The 14,621-nt window shown below is 68.4% G+C and carries 10 protein-coding genes; 3 read left to right on the top strand and 7 right to left on the bottom strand.

What is annotated here, in order from left to right:
* Positions 1–2 precede the first annotated feature (2 nt).
* Genes ACWDNU_RS04055 through ACWDNU_RS04040 form a run of 4 tightly spaced genes read right to left on the bottom strand, consistent with a single transcriptional unit; the run spans position 3 to position 4,314 of the window.
* Positions 3–1,730, bottom strand: coding sequence for an aminotransferase class V-fold PLP-dependent enzyme (locus ACWDNU_RS04055; RefSeq protein WP_449667675.1), 1,728 nt, complete (start codon positions 1,728–1,730; stop codon positions 3–5).
* Positions 1,727–2,494 (bottom strand): amino acid ABC transporter ATP-binding protein, encoded by a 768-nt coding sequence (locus tag ACWDNU_RS04050; RefSeq protein WP_449667674.1) that lies wholly within the window; start codon positions 2,492–2,494, stop codon positions 1,727–1,729. The genes ACWDNU_RS04055 and ACWDNU_RS04050 overlap by 4 nt, the downstream gene beginning before the upstream one ends.
* Entirely contained in the window at positions 2,487–3,380 is an 894-nt protein-coding gene (locus ACWDNU_RS04045) for an amino acid ABC transporter permease (protein ID WP_449667673.1), read from the bottom strand. The genes ACWDNU_RS04050 and ACWDNU_RS04045 overlap by 8 nt, the downstream gene beginning before the upstream one ends.
* Entirely contained in the window at positions 3,367–4,314 is a 948-nt protein-coding gene (locus ACWDNU_RS04040; protein WP_370939819.1) for an ABC transporter substrate-binding protein, read from the bottom strand. The genes ACWDNU_RS04045 and ACWDNU_RS04040 overlap by 14 nt, the downstream gene beginning before the upstream one ends.
* 99 nt (positions 4,315–4,413) lie before the next feature.
* Between ACWDNU_RS04040 and ACWDNU_RS04035 the strand changes: the two genes are divergently transcribed.
* A complete protein-coding gene (locus tag ACWDNU_RS04035; protein ID WP_449667672.1) occupies positions 4,414–4,800 on the top strand; it encodes a pyridoxamine 5'-phosphate oxidase family protein in 387 nt (128 codons plus the stop codon).
* 468 nt (positions 4,801–5,268) lie between these two features.
* Here the strand turns inward: ACWDNU_RS04035 and ACWDNU_RS04030 are convergent, their stop codons facing one another.
* From ACWDNU_RS04030 to ACWDNU_RS04020, 3 genes are all read right to left on the bottom strand, one after another.
* Positions 5,269–6,468, bottom strand: a complete 1,200-nt coding sequence (locus ACWDNU_RS04030) for a GTPase (RefSeq protein ID WP_449667716.1) — start codon at positions 6,466–6,468, stop codon at positions 5,269–5,271.
* Positions 6,469–7,357: 889 nt separating this feature from the next.
* Positions 7,358–9,130 carry a dynamin family protein gene (locus ACWDNU_RS04025; protein ID WP_449667671.1) on the bottom strand — a complete coding sequence of 591 codons (1,773 nt, stop codon included), beginning with the start codon at positions 9,128–9,130 and terminating at the stop codon, positions 7,358–7,360.
* A gap of 97 nt (positions 9,131–9,227) precedes the next feature.
* On the bottom strand, positions 9,228–10,499 hold the full coding sequence (locus ACWDNU_RS04020; protein WP_449667670.1) for an IniB N-terminal domain-containing protein: 1,272 nt from the start codon (positions 10,497–10,499) through the stop codon (positions 9,228–9,230).
* A gap of 304 nt (positions 10,500–10,803) precedes the next feature.
* Here ACWDNU_RS04020 and ACWDNU_RS04015 point away from each other — a divergent pair, with 304 nt between their 5' ends.
* The gene (locus tag ACWDNU_RS04015) at positions 10,804–11,946 is read left to right on the top strand and encodes an Hsp70 family protein (protein ID WP_370939826.1); all 1,143 of its coding nucleotides are present in this window, start codon (positions 10,804–10,806) and stop codon (positions 11,944–11,946) included.
* Positions 11,943–14,612 (top strand): LuxR C-terminal-related transcriptional regulator, encoded by a 2,670-nt coding sequence (locus ACWDNU_RS04010; RefSeq protein WP_449667669.1) that lies wholly within the window; start codon positions 11,943–11,945, stop codon positions 14,610–14,612. Before ACWDNU_RS04015 ends, ACWDNU_RS04010 begins: the two co-directional genes overlap by 4 nt.
* Positions 14,613–14,621 lie beyond the last annotated feature (9 nt).

The following is a 14,621-nucleotide window of genomic DNA, read 5'->3' as shown; positions in this document are numbered from 1 at the left end:
GGCTATCCGGCCCGAATCTCGTTGAGATAGTTGTAAATCGTGTACCGGGTCACCTCGAGCTGCCCGGCCAGATGGTCCACCGCGTCCTTGATCAAGAAGTACCCGGCCTCGTCCAGCTCCCGGACCACCGCCGACTTGTGCCGCTTCTTCATCAGCTCCACCGGAATTCCGGACTTCCCGATCGCCCGTCCGACGAGAAACCGCTGGAGGCTGTCGACGTCCGGCAGGAACGTCTCCTCCCTGCGTTCGTCCGACGTCTGCGCTGCCGCCGGAAGTTCGCTGTTCACGCACAGACAACCGATCGCCGTACCGTCGGCGTCCCGCAGGAACAACGTGGACGACCGGATCTCACGGCCGTCCGGACTGTGCGTGCGGTAATTCGTCAGGTCCTGCGTCGTGCCGCGACGGACGAGCCCGAGCAGCAGATCCGTCATCGGCCCGCCGACTGAGCGGCCAGTGAGCCTGCCCGCGATCGCGACGATCGAATCCGGCAGCCGCGACAGGTCGTGCAGCAACACCTCGTTGCCCGGCCCGAGCATCGCCGCCAGCCCGTCCACCGCCGGAATCAACGCGGTGAGCAGCTCATGCGTCGCCGTGCCCGAAGCCGACGCGACCGGCACGACCCGGCGAGGCCGGATCAATGTTTCCAACGCCTCCCGCACGAGATCGGCAGCCGCCACCGGGGTCGACGCGTGCGGCGACAATCGGACATGTTCCGGACGGACCGTCGCCGCGATCCCCGCCGCCGTCAACGCCGCTCCGACCTGCTCAGCTGGCTTGTCCGGCAACGAGAACGCGAGAATCCCGGCCCGCCGCTCAGTCGCTGACACAATCTCCGCGCCGAACGAACGCAGCACTTCCTCCAACTCGCCGACGCGTTCGTCGATCCGGCCGGCGATCGCCGCGACTCCGGTTTCCTCGACCAGTTCGAGCGCCGCCGCGAACGCGCCGGACGTAACCGGGCTGAGGTTCGAGATCGACCAGCTCGCCGCGGTCGGGTCGGCCGGGTGGATCTCGTTGTCGAACAGCCCGGGGTCGCGCGCGCCGGTCCAGCCGGACAGGATCGGGTCCATCCGCTCCAGCGCCCGGTCGGAGAGCACCGCGAACCCGGTGCCCCAGCCCGCCCGCAGCCACTTCTGCCCACCGACCACGAGCACGTCGGCGACCTCCCACGGCGCGTCGACGACCCCGAAGCCCTGGATCCCGTCGACCACCAGCAGCCGATCGCCGACCACCTCGCGCAATGCGGCGAGGTCAGCCCGATAGCCGGTGCGGAAGTCGACAGCACTCACGGAAACGACGGTGGTTTCCGGCGTGAGTGCTTCCGCGAGGCGACCGGCGGTGACGTAACCGCCTTCCAGCCGCCGCATCCGCACCCTTCCGGCCTGCTCGGCGCGCGCCCACGGGTAGGTGTTGGCCGGGAACTCCGCGGCCGAAACGAGCACTTCGCCATGGCTGTTGAACGCTGCTTGGAACAGGCCGAGGCTGGTGTGCGGCAGCAGCACGGTGTGGTCGGTGTCGCTGCCGCAGAGCCGCGCGGCCGCTGCTTTCGCCCGGATCTCCTGCCGCATCAGCTCGTCCACAGTGGACGGACCGGCCTTGGTCGTCGCCTCCAGCAGCCGCGCGGTGGTGTCTAAGACAGTGTGCGAGGGCGGCCCGAACCGCGCGAAGTCCAGGTAGCCGGCAGGCTCGTCGAACTGGAGCAGGTACCGGGGCGGGATCCGGGTCACGAGAGGACCCGCGCGAGGAACTGCCGTGTCCGCTCGTGTTCCGGCGCCTTCAGCACGCGATCCGGCGGCCCGGTTTCGACCACCGCGCCGTCGGCGAGGAACACCACCTCGTCGGCGGCCTCCGCGGCGAAGGCCATCTCGTGCGTCACGACCACCATCGTCATTCCCTCCCGAGCCAACGTACCCATCACCGCGAGCACCTCCCCTACCAACTCCGGGTCCAGCGCGGACGTCGGCTCGTCGAACAACATGAGCTTCGGCTTCATCGCCAGCGACCGCGCGATCGCGACGCGCTGCTGCTGCCCGCCGGACAGTTGCCCTGGGTAAGCGCCCGCTCGGTCCGCGAGCCCGACCCGGTCGAGCAGGTCCAGCGCCTCTTTCCGGGCCTGTGCCGGATCGACGCCGAGCACCCGCACCGGTCCCTCGACCACGTTCTCCAGCGCCGTCCGGTGCCCGAACAGGTTGAACCGCTGGAAAACCATGCCGATGTCCCGGCGCTGCCGTGCGACGTCCTTCTCCCGCAGCTCGTACAGCTTGCCGCCGCGCAGTTTGAACCCGATCGGCTCGCCGTCCACCCAAACCTGGCCGCCGTCGATCGTCTCGAGATGGTTGAGGCAGCGCAGAAACGTGCTCTTCCCCGCTCCAGACGGCCCGAGCAAGCACACGACCTGTCCTTTGCGGACTTCCAGATCGATGCCTTTGAGCACCTCGGTGTGCCCGTAGTTCTTGCGAACCCCGACAGCTTTCAGCAGCGGCTCAGACACGCGCACCCCTCACCAACGGCATCCCCTTGAGCGCCTTCCCGGCCCGCGCCACCGGACCCCGGTCAGCCGCCCCGAACGATCGTTCAAGGTAGTGCTGGCCGATGCCCGCCACCGTCACCACGACCATGTACCAGATGGCCGCCGCGATCAGGGTCTCCATCACCAGCAGGTTGTTGGACGAGATGTTGTTGGCCGCGTGGATCAGCTCGGTCACGCCTATCACCGACGCCATCGACGTGCCCTTGAGCATGTTGATGAAGTCGTTGCCGGTCGGCGGGATGATCACGCGCATGGCCTGCGGCAGCACAACCCGGCGCAACGTCGCGCCCGGCGTCATGCCGATGGATTTCGCCGCCTCGGTCTGGCCGGAGTCGACGCTGGTCAACCCGGCGCGGACGATCTCCGCCATGTACGCGCTCTCGTTCAGCGCCAGTCCGAGCAGTGCCGCGGTGAACGCGCTGATCAGCACGTTCGTCGGTTCGTGGACGAGGTAACCGCCGAACGGCAGCGGGATCGAGACCGTCGGGAAGATCAGGGCCAGGTTGTACCAAATCAGGATCTGCAACAGCACCGGAAGCCCGCGGAACAGCCAGATGTAGGCCGCCGCGAACCACTTCGCGACCGGGTTGGCGCTGAGCCGCAGCAACGCGATCAGGATGCCGAGCACGATCGCGATCGCCTGCGCGATCAGCGCCAGCACGACAGTGTTGAGCAGGCCGAGCGCCATCACGCGGTAGAAGACGAAGTCGGGTACCGAACCCCACTCGATCTGCGCCTGTGCGAGCGCGAAACCCAGCAGCACCAGCAGCGCGACAATCACCGCCGCACTGACCCAGCGACCCCAATGCCGCAGCCGGACGATCGGCAGCGGTTCAGCTTCCGCCATTGACGGCCGCCTCCTTGACCGCGCCCTGCTCGACGCCCCAGGACTGCAGGATCTTGCCGTACGTCCCGTCGGCGACGAGCGACTGCAACGCCTGCTTGACGGCGTCGCGCAGCTTGGTGTTGCTCTTCGCGAACCCCATCCCGTACGGCCCGCCCTCGATCGGCTGGCCGGGTACGACCTCGAAGAACTTGCCGTCACCGGCGGTGCGCGAAATGTAAACCGCGCTCGGCAGGTCGTTGAGAATCGCCGCGACGCGACCGGTGCGCAGCTGATTCTGGTTCTGGTTGTCGCTGTCGGTCGCGGTCACCGTGATGGCTTGCTTGCCCGCCTGCGTGCACTTCGCACTCTGCGCGGCGGCGAACTTCTGGTGGCTGGTGCCCTGTACGACTGCCACGTTCTTGCCGCACAACGTGTCCGGCCCGGTGATGCCGTCCGGGTTGCCCTTGCGGATCATGATCGTGATGCCGGACGAGAAGTAGTCCACGAAGTCGATCTGCTTCTGACGTTCCTTGGTGTCGTTCATCGCCGCCATGGTCAGATCGACGCGGCCGGACTGCAGACTCGTGATCAGCGAACCGAACGCGAGATCCTGATACGCGACGGTCACCCCGAGCTTCGCCCCGACCGCCTTGGCCAGATCGACCTCGTAGCCGATCGGCGTCTTGCCGTCCGCGGCGTAGAAGTTGTTCGGCGCCGACTGGATGTTGGACGCCAGCCGCAACGTCTTGGCCTGCACCACCGCCGGCGGCAATGCCCCTGCGAGCTGCGGGTCAGCCTTGATCGCACCGAACAACGCGGTGTTGTCCGGAACAGCGCTCTGCTTTTGTGGTTGCCCGCCACCAGCCCCGTCAGGACCTCCTCCACAGGCAGTAGCGAACGCGAGCAAGCCGCCCAGCAGAACGGCCTGCCAAGCACGGGGACGAAGCGACGACATGCGGAACCTCCAGGACGTCGTTGGTTCCGCGGGACGCTACAACTGGTTGTTAAAGAGGTCAACAAGCAGTTGAATTCCTGTCTCGTCTAGCGTGCGAACATGACACTCGACGAGGGCTTCCGCCAGTTCTGGACCGAACGGCGGCTCGCGTCGCTCACGACGGTGCGCCCGAACGGAACGCCGCACGTGGTCGCGGTAGGGGTGACGGTCGACTTCGAACAGGGCCTCGCCCGCGTGATCGCCTCCGGGACGTCGTACAAGGCCCGCCTCATCCGCGCCGCCGGCGAAACGGGACTGGGCGCCGCGGTGTGCCAGTTCGAGGGCCGGACCTGGTCCACGCTGGAAGGCCGAATCCGCCTCCTCGACGATGCTGCTTCAGTCCGCGACGCCGAAGAGCGCTACGCCCAGCGATACCGGCAGCCGCGCGAAAACCCGCAACGAGTCGTCCTGGAACTCACCATCGGACGGGTGCTGGGCAACGCCTGAGGCTCCACTCCTCCGGACGACCGCCTTGGTCCAGCTGCCCTACTCATCCGCCCTGATCAGTCGTCCTGATCAGTCGTCCTGGGCAATTCTCCTGGGCAGTTGCCCTGGGCAGTTGCCCTGGGCAGTTGCCCTGGGCAGTTGCCCTGGGCAGACGTCCTGCGCAGCTGACCCAGGCAGTTGCCCTGCCGCCGCGCTCTGGTCAGCCGCCCCGGCCGACCGCCTTGATCAATCGCCCTGAGCAGTCGTCCTGCCAGTTGTCTCGGTCAACCGCCGCCGTCTGTCACCCACCAAACCAACCCGGTCAATCGCTCCGGTCAACCGCCCTGGTCAACCGCTCTGGTCGACTGCCCCGGTCAGTTGCCCCCACCAACCAACCCGGTCGATCGCCCGGGTCAACCGTCCCAGTCAGTTGCCCCGTCAATGGTTCGGTCGATCGTCCAGGTCAACTGCCCTGGACGACTGCCCCGGTCAAACGAACTGCGCCAGCAACCCTTCCGCACTGCGCACCACAACCTGCGCCGCCGCCCGCTCCGCCAGCGCCCGGTCCGGACGCTCCGCCTCATGCCGCCATCGCATCACCGCGTCAAGACCGGCTTCGTACATCTCGCGCGGATCCGTACCCGCCGCAAGCCCTAGCCGCTCCTCTGGCTCCGTCCCCTCCGCGCCGAGCAGCCGCACAGCTTCTTCCGCCGAGTCCCCCGCCAGCGCGGTACGCCCGCCGCGAATGTCCGCGATCAGCCGCAACTCGCGAAAGTCATGCGCACCAGCCGAAAACCGCTCAACCCGCGCCGCAAGGCGATCACTGTGCGGCCGAGGCTCCGCGTTCAACACAGTCTCCAGCCGGATCAACGCAGTCCGCGCCCGCAACGCATCCGCGCGTGCAGCGAAACACCCCGCAATAGTGTCGCGAAGTTCGCCAAGACCACTACGCCGCACCAGTTCCGTCGACAGCTTCACCCGGTCGTCACAGCCGGTCCGGATCAACGTCAGCGCCAGCTTCACCCCGAACAGCCCGAAACGCACCACCAGCGACCGTCGCGTCTCGACCGACACGGGCCCCGGAAACGCCGGATCAGTAAACGAATCCACCGACAGCAGATACCGCTCCAACTCCTCACGCGGTACAGCAGCGAAGGCCGCGAGAAGCTCAAACTCGTCATCAGTGAACGCGCGCGCCCCGTACGCAAGCTGCGCCGCCACTGCGATCACGCCTTGGAACCCGCTGCACAGCGGATCTTCGCGCCACGCGCGCCGCGCAATCTGCTTCGCGGTAAGCAGTGCGTCAATCCGCCCCGCGCCAGTCTCATCCGCGCGCGCAAGCACAAGGATCGTGTCGACGGCCGTCTGCCGCGCGAACGCTGAAGGTGCTGTCGGACGCAGCGTCGCCAACTGATCGGGCTCAAGATGGCGCAGCAGCCGTACGGATGCGTCAGTGAGCGTCGACGGATGCGGTGCATCGAGAAACTCCAGATCCCGCAACGCCCGCGTCGGCCAATCGCCCAACGCCGCAGCCAACGTGGACTTCCCCGTCCCCGCGGTTCCGCCGATGCTCACCCGAAGCGGCTCGTCAAGATGATCAAGCGCTTCCCCCAGCAACGCCGAAGCCCGCGGACTGTCGCGGTAGTACGCACAAGCATCCGCCAGAAGCGCCCGAACGTCCTCAACCACGCGCGACACCACTCCTCACTCGACTCACGCCACCCGGCACAGTCCCGCACATCCTCGACTACCCGGCGACCTCCCGCTCACCGACCACCGAATCCGGCCATCACCAATCCGGCCACTGACTCCCGTAACACCCTCAACTGCCCAAGAAGGCCGCGTTCCCCACGGCCGAAGCCACCACGCAGCACCCTCTCCCGGCTCAGCTCCCGCGACCGAAGCGGCTCAATCCCGCCGACGCAAACCACAACTCGCCAACCAGCCACCAAAACTGCTCCGCCACCCGAGCTTCGTCGCAACTCGCCAAACCGCCTTCACCGCAGCGAAACGCCTCACCACACCAAGAACCAACTGACTCCCACGATGCGGAACCCCGTCCGCAACCACCGGCCCAGATGCCGCGCCTCATCCAGCCAGCACCGAACCCCGCCGAAGGAGCAGCTCACTCAATCCAGGAAAAAGCCGCCAGCACGACCAAAACACCGCATCCAGCCATCCCCACCGAAGTCACGCAGACAGTTCCTCGGGGCCTGGTTGGCGCGCGAGCCCCCAGCCTGCAGAGCCGCCAACCACAGGCCGCGCCCAGCTGTCTCCCCCGAAGTCGCACAGCCAACTCCTTCGACAACTGGTTGGCCCGCATGCCGCTCGCCCTACTGAACACGCCGCACCTGGCCATCCCAGCCCGAGGTCACGCGGCTAACTCCGCGAACACCTGACCAGCCAGCATTCCCGCTCAGCAGCCCACAAAGCCGCCAGCGCTACCGGCGCACACCGCGCTCAGCCGAGGTCAAGCGAACAACTCTTCAGACGCCCCACTGGACAGCATCCTCAAGCCCCACCCGCAAAGCGCCCATCCACTTCCGAACACGCCGCACACAGTCAGCCGGAGCCGAGGTCACGCAGGCAACTCCTTAGGTGTCCGATTAGCCAGCATCCCCAACTCCCCGGCCCGCTTGTGCAACCCCGCGAGCCGGTCGATCTCCCGCCGCAGCGACGCACTGCGCCGCTCCCGCTCGGCCGACCCGGCGATGATCATCTCGCGTTCCCGCGTCAACTCGTCGGCAAGACCGTCCGCAAGCTCAGTGAAGTGGTCCCGCAACCGTCGCTGCACATGGCGGATCGCGTCGCGGCATTCCTTGCTGAACCGCAGGAACACGTCGTCAACATGCCGTTGCGCGGTCATCTTGGCCACCGCCTGCCGACGTTGCAGCCGCATGCCGCCCTCGTCGCTGATCGTCTTCGCCGCGAACGCGACGCCCGCGCCGATCGACACCGGGTTGATCAGCGGCAGCCCCGCCAACCCGGTCACCAGGCCGAACATCAGCACGCCACCGTACGAACCGCGCAACCCAGTGAACGCCTTCTGCCCGATCTTGAACCGCTCGATCCGCGGCTGCCGAACCTCGGCGATCTGGTCCGCCCCGGAGTCGATCAAGGCCAGTTCCGGCAGGTCGTACTGCGCGCCGAAGCTCACCGCCACCGCCTGCGCGATCCACTCCGCGCGTTCGGCAGCGAACGTGTAGGTCGTCTCGACCGCTTCCGCGAGCGTACTGTCCAGCCACGGCCCGAACTCGTCCCACACCTTCACCGGGTCCCCGCGGTCGAAAGTCTCGTCGATCGTCTCGACGATCTTCCGGGTGCGTTCACGCAGGTCGTACTCAGCGTCGGACTGCAGGTCGGCGATTTCGTCCGACAGCAGGTTCTGCCAGCGGCTGTTGCGCCGACGCAGCTCGTCGGCGCGGCGTTGGGAGCGTTGCAGCAACGTCGTCTGGTCGACGCCTGCTTCCTGCCCCGCTGCTTCGGCCCGCGCGCGCAATGTCTCGACCAGCTCTGCTGCCGCCGCACGCACGCTCACTGCGGCAAGCAACGCGGCCGTGCTCTCCGCTGGCCGCGACACCTGTGTCGCGATCCAGGAAAGCAACTCCGGGAATCCGGACCGCGCGTTGAGGTCTTGATCGCCGCCCTTCGCCGCGGCGAAACGAACCGTCGCGGACACCGGCAGTACCGGCGAGTCGATCCCTGCAGACGACAATGCGGTCCGGTTCTGTTCGGCGACCGTGCGCCATCCGGCGCTGACATCGATCTTGGTCAGCGCGATGACCACGTGCGGACACCACGTCCGGATGTGATGCGCCAACGCCAGCTCGGCCTGATCCAGCGGAGCGGCGGCGTCGGAAACGAGAATGACCGCGTCGGCGTCCGCGAGAACGTCGAGAGCGGCAGCTGTGCGAGGCGACCTCGGGTCGCCGATCGCCGGGGTGTCGATGAGCACCAGGCCCGCGGACAGCAGATCGCGCGGGACTCCGACCTCGACCCGCCGCAGCGACCCGGCCGGCCGGGCGCCGACCTCGCCGGTCAGCTTCTCGATCTCGACCGGGATGCGTTCGTCGGCGCGTCCGACGAGCGTCGCGCCGGGTTCGGCCGCGTACGCGACTTCGATTGGCACTGCGGGTGTCGCCGCGTCGCCGACCGGGCAGACCGGCGCGTTGAGCACCGCGTTGACCAGGTAGCCCTTGCCTTGTTTGGGGAAGCCGAGCACCGCGACGCGCGTGCCTCCCGGCGGCCGGTCCTGACGTCGGCGAAGGCGCTGGGCCAGGTCTTCGCGGCCGTGCGTCCGGCAGGCGTCCGAGGTCTCGGCGAGCACTTCGAGCCAAGCTGGAGCCGTCACGGCGAACCAGTGTCCCCTGTGTACGGGGAGTATCCGAACCGGGTGGTGGCTCCGCGGTCGCACCCAGACCGCGGAGCCACTCCCGAATTACCCTTGCTCAGAGGGAAATGTGCAGTTCACCGCCGCCGTGCGAGGTCTCCGCACCGGCGTGCAGGTCAAGGCCGAGGCCCTGGTGCCCGAGGTCGGAAACCGTCGAGACGGTGTCGTGCACCATGCCGACGCCAGCGTCGGTCCCGGTGTGCGTCTCGGTCGCGGCGTCGGAACGCTCGGCGTCGCCGTGCGACATGAGCGAGTGCGCCTGCTGGGTCACGCCGTTGACAGCGTGGTTCAGGCCATTGGCGCTGAGCGTGTTGCTCAGGCTGCCGACGTTGTCGGTGACAGTCCCGACAGCGTCGCTGACGTGCCCAGCGATCCCGCCGCCAGCCTCACTCGCGTGGTCAGCGACCTGCGCACCGGAGTTCGCGACCGGCAGGTCGCTGACGTTGACCGGCGAAGCCGCGGCGAGCTCGCCGCCGACGTGCTGCACCTGCGAGACGGTGCCGTCAGCCGCAGCGGCCGCCTGCCCGCTCGCCTGCGCGACGGCGCTGGAGTCCAGCCCGTTGGCCAGGTCGTTGCCCAGGGCGAGTGCACTGGTCGGGTTCTGCACCAACGCGGTGACCGACGCGGCAGCGTTCTGCACGTCGCCGACACCCGGCACCGCGGGCAGCGCCGGAGCGGCCGGGAGACCCGGCACAGCCGGAACCGACGGCAGCTCGCCGGCCACCGGCAGAGCGCTGGCGACGTCGCCGACACCCGGCAGCGAGCCAACGCCCGGAAGCGAACCGGCACCCGGCAGCTCGCCGAGACCCGGCAGCTGGCCAACACCCGGGAGCTCGCCCAGACCCGGCACCGCCGGCAGTTCGCCAAGGCCCGGCAGGTCACCGGCGGTCGGCAGCGCCGAAGCACCGGCCACGTCGCTGACGACGGGCAGGTCGCCGACGGCCGGCAGCTCGCCGAGACCGGGCAGCTCACCCAAGCCCGGCACCGCCGGGAGCTCGCCGAGACCCGGCAGCTGAGGCGCACCCGCGGAGGCGGCCGCACCGCCGAGCGAAGCGGTGAGCGCCTGCAGCTGCTCGATCGCGCCCTGCGGACCGTCGCCGAGCGCAGTGGTCAGGTCGCCCGCCTGGGGCAGGTGGCCGAGAGAGGCCAGGTGGTCCACCGGGACATAGTCGAGCACCAGCGGCGCGACCTCGTTCACGTCGGCGGCGCTGATGTCGCCCAGCCCGGCAGCGGCCAGCGCGGCCTGCGGGTCCTGGCCGAAAGCGGCGAGCGCGGACGGGTCTTGGAGCAAGGTGAGCGTGAAGTCGTGCAGAGTCTGCACCGAATCCATGGGGGGATCTCCACTTGTAGTGATTACGGGGAATGCCCGGCCCTCCCCGGCCGGGCGTGGCGCCCAAGGTAGGGACGGGGCACCCCCGCTCACATCGGGGTTTACACCCAGTCGCGCCTCGCTCAGCCGTTAGGGGGTCGATATGAGATCGTTAGGGAGTTAGGGGATCGGACACGCGGAACCCGGTTGGGTTAAATCCCACCCCACTCTTGCCCGTCTGACCCGAACGGGTGAGGATGCGTATCCGTTCAGTGAGTTACGCCCCTTGGCCGAACCCTGACTGCGACGAAGGGAGGAAGCGGCGGTGCCCTACGTGCTCGGCATCGACCTCGGCGCTGCCCGGACCCACGCCGCGCTCCGCCGCAGGCAAGGTGACCGGTGGGACGATCCCGAGCCGTTGTGGCTGGGCGAGACGTCTCCGGCGACCGCGACCGCGCTCTTCCTCGACGACGAGGGCTACCTGCTCACCGGCGATGCGGCCGCGCAAGCCGGCGCCGCCGTGCCGTCCCGGCTGATCACCGGATTCCACCGCCGTGTCGGGGACGATGTGCCGGTTTTCATCGGCAGCGAACCGTTCACGCCGGAATCCCTGACAACAGTCTTCGTCGAAGGCATCGCCGACGTCGCGGCCAGCCAGACCGGCGGGCCGCCGCGCCAGCTCGTCGTCACCCACCCCGGTGACTGGGGCGGTTACCGACGCGACCTTCTGCGCCAGTCGCTCGCGGAGTCCGGTTTCAACGCGGTCACCCTCGTTCCCAGCGCGGTCGCCGCGCTCTACGCGCACCTCCCGGAGCCCGGCGCGGGCGACCGAACGGCTGCGGTGTGCGAGTTCGGCCCGGACGGCGTCACCGTCACTTTGGCGACCGCTTCGGGAGCCAGCGGATGGATCGCCCGGACCAGCACCGAAGGCGTCGCCCCGAGTGCCGCGGTCACGACCGCGTTCGGTCTCGCGCAGGCGGCGAATGTCACCCCGGAGTCGCTGGCCGGCATCGTGTTCTGCGGCGAACCAAGCCAGGGCGTCCGCCCCGGACGTTTGCCCTGCCCGTTTTTCGCGGGCCCCCAACCTGCGGATACGGCCGCCATCGGAGCCGGGATCCTCGCCAGCCAACGGACGAGGCCCCTCGCGCGGCGGGAGGCCCCTGCTCCCGAAACCACCTTGCTGCCGCGAGTCGACCGAGAACCCGAACTTCCCGAGAGACCCGAGCGGCCGCCGGTGGAAATCACTCCGTTCACGCTGCCAGAGCCCGAGGGCGCTGCCAAACTGATGCGTCGCTGGCGACCACTCGCCGCCGCTGCGGCCGTGCTGGCGGTCAGCTCCTCGATCCTGATCGCGGTCCTCACGTCACACGAAGCGACCGCGGACAAGGAACCCGCTTCTCCCCGTCCCCCTGTCCTGAGTTCGTGCGCCCACCCAGCCACAGCTCCCTCCGGTGAAGGTCACTGTTGAACGCACTGCTGGCGAAAACCGGCAACGACGCCGTCCACCCCGCAGCCCGCCGCCTCCTTGAACAACTCGCCGACACCCCCGCGGCCCCAGTCAGGCTCGTAGTCGTGGCACCGGGCGGCTACGGCAAGACTGCCTTGCTGGGTGCCCTCGACCGCAGCTACCGCGAGGCAGGTGTCGAGGCCACCGTCGTCGACGACGCCGACCAGCTCGACGACGAAGACCTGACCAGGCTCACCATGCTCGCCGCTGCCAAAGAGGGACCGCTCGTGGTGGCACATCGTCCAAACCCTCGCGCGCAAGCATTGCGGGCGCTCGGCGAAATGCTGTTGCTGCCGCCGCTGACCGTCGACGAAGTCGGCAAGCTCGCGAAACAACTCACCGGCCGCACCGCGGACGCCTCTGCCTTGCACGCCAGCACCGGCGGCGTCCCCCGCCTCGTGGAACGCGTCGTAACCGCCCGTCTCGCCGACTTCCGCGCCGAACTGGCCGCACTCGACGACGACGTCCTCCGCTACCTCATCGCCGCCGAAGCCGGCGCGGCCCGCAACCTCGACCTGCTCTGTTCTTTGCTGGAGCGCACACCAGACGAACTGCCCGAAGTCGTCGACGGAGCCCGCGCAACCGGTCTCCTCGACGCCGAAGACATACTCCTTCCTGCCGCCGCCGAAGCAGTACGCGCTTACGGACCGCCTGCCCGGCGTCTAGCGGTCCTGCAACAACTCGTGGAAGCACAGCTGACCCGCGGTCTGCCCGTACTCGACCTCGCGACCTCACTCCTCGACGCCGGCAGCTCCGGTGCCTCCGCAGCAACCGCGTTCGCAACGGCGGCAAGCGAAGCGCTCCCCACCGATCCAAAGCACGCCGCACGCCTCTTCGAAGCCGCAGCCGAAGCCGGCGCCCGCGACGCCGCGACTACCACTGGCTGGGCCCGCGCCGCCGCACTGTCCGGGGATCTGGACACCGCCCTCCGCCTAGGCGACGGCATGCTGTCCGGCGAAGACCCCGAAGCTCGAGCCGCCGGTGCGGAGATCGCCGCGACCGTCCTGGCCCACCGCGGCGAACTGGCTCGAACTGCGGAGCTGTACCGCTGGGCTGCGGCCACGGATAACTGGTCTCGTCAACACGCCGCCGCCACGTCGTCCAACGCTGGCGGCAACGGCTCCATCCCGACGGGTACCGAAAACCCCAATGCCGCAGCAACGAGCGGTCAAGACGCAAACGCCGACTCAACGCGCTCTGCAGCCTCTGCGCTCCCCCACCTCACGAACGCTGCCGACGTTCCGAACGATCCCGCCTCCCCGGCACCCACCACTTACGCTCCCAACGGGAATGCCTCTTTCCCGGCGTCGCCCCAACAAAATGGCGAGAGCTATCGCTGGGTGGGCCCTGGCGCAGTCGATGCGTTCGCGACGATCGCCCTCGTCGGAACCGGTCAGCCCACCGACGGCCAAGCGGTCGCCACCGTCCCGATGCCGGGCGTCGCGCCGACGTTGTTCACCGGTGCCGCAGCGCGAACAGCGAGCGGGATCGTGGAATCGGTATTCGGTTGCGGGACAGAGGCGTTGCCGACGCTCGTAGGTGCTGCGGCAATGCTCGAGCCGGCGGTTGGCGGTGCGCCGCTTCCGGACAGTCCGGCCGCGCTCGCCGCACTCGCCGGCCTGCACGCTGGTGAACTGGCGCTCGCAGAATCGGTGCTGGAACGAGCACTTGCCAGCAGCGTCGGCGGTGACCTGCTCGCCACTCGGCACCGGCTGCTGCTCGGCTGGGTCGCGATGACCGGCGGCCACCTCGCCGCCGCGGCTGAACACCGGGACGCCCTCGCTGGCACGAAACTCGAAGCCCGCGACGAACTGTTCTTCGCGACGCTGGAACTCGGTCTCGCCCGGCGGGCGAGCGACCTGGTCGGACTGCAACAGTCGTGGGAGCGGGCGTATCAGGCGTCCATGCGTCAGCAAGTGGACTTGTTCACGCTGTTGCCGTTGGGCGAATTGGCAATCGCAGCCGCTCGGACCGGTGCGCACGCCAAGCTGTCCCGGCGGCTAGAGGGCGCTCACGCCATGCTGGACCGGCTCGGCAATCCTCCTTTGTGGACAGTCTCGCTGTGCTGGCACGAACTGCATGCCGCGATCACCACCGAAGACCGAGCCACTGCGGAACGGCAACTGGCCGCGCTGAACCGCTTCGCGGACTGCGGCCGCTATCCGGCCGCGCTCGCCCGCGCCGCCGGGTGCTGGCTTGCCGTGCTCAGCGGCACGTTTGATCCGGGCGAAATCTCCGCAGCGGCCGCGGAACTTCACGAGCTGGATCTTTGCTGGGACGCTGCCCGCCTGGCCGGCCAAGCCGCGATTCGCACCTCAGACCGCAAGGCGATGGTCCAACTCCTCGAAGCAGCTCGACAGTTCCAAGGCACGACTGGACGTCTCGAATCCTCCGCCCCGACGCCAGGCGCCTCGACCGGCTTGAGCGCGCTGAGCGAACGAGAACTGGAAGTCGCGCGCCTGGTGGTCGACGGGCTGACCTACAAACAAGCTGGCAGCAAACTCTTCATCTCCGGCAAGACTGTCGAACACCACATGGCCCGCATCCGCGGCAAGCTCGGTGCTGCGGACCGTCGCGAACTGCTCGCGACCCTGCGCGAACTGCTCGCCAAGCCGAACGTGCATTGACTCGTGGAC

It is taken from the genome of Amycolatopsis sp. NPDC003676 (assembly GCF_053587275.1).
The sequence above is the reverse complement of the archived record's forward strand: the minus strand, read 5'-3'. Positions and strand labels throughout refer to the sequence as shown.